This is a genomic window from Allomuricauda sp. ANG21 (genome assembly GCF_040705235.1).
Lineage (GTDB): Bacteria > Bacteroidota > Bacteroidia > Flavobacteriales > Flavobacteriaceae > Flagellimonas > Flagellimonas marina.
In genome coordinates, this window is record NZ_JBFCVT010000025.1 from 1 (window position 1) to 629 (window position 629).

The 629-nt window shown below is 52.8% G+C and carries 1 protein-coding gene; it reads left to right on the forward strand.

Annotated features, from left to right (window positions below):
• Positions 1-629, forward strand: a 629-nt coding sequence (locus AB1A65_RS17695) for a hypothetical protein (protein ID WP_366591239.1), incomplete at both ends; no start/stop codon positions are given.

Consider the following 629-nt stretch of genomic DNA (forward strand, 5'->3'; position numbering starts at 1 on the left):
TTGGTAGACCCATCAACATTGACCGTAACCGAGGCCGATGGAATTATTGGAAACGAGATTACTAACGCTACCGACGGAACCTTATTAAGATCAGGAACAGGGACGTTGGCTGACCCGTACACTCTCGGAGTTAGCCCCAATGGAATCTCAGACAACGAAATCGCAAATGATGCAGTGACCCTTGCCAAGATCGCAAATGGAACCACGGCAGGCGAACTCATGCAATGGAACGGGACCGACTGGGTTTTGGTCGACCCATCAACATTGACCGTAACCGAGGCCGATGGGATTGTGGGCAACGAGGTGACCAACGCCACCGACGGAACCTTGACAAGGTCCGGAGCAGGAAGCTTGGCAGACCCCTACACTCTCGGAGTTAGCCCCAATGGAATTTCAGACAACGAAATCGCAAATGATGCAGTGACCCTTGCCAAGATCGCAAATGGAACCACGGCAGGCGAACTCATGCAATGGAACGGGACCGACTGGGTTTTGGTAGACCCATCAACATTGACCGTAACCGAGGCCGATGGAATTATTGGAAACGAGATTACTAACGCTACCGACGGAACCTTGACAAGGTCCGGAGCAGGAAGCTTGGCAGACCCCTACACTCTCGGAGTTAGCCC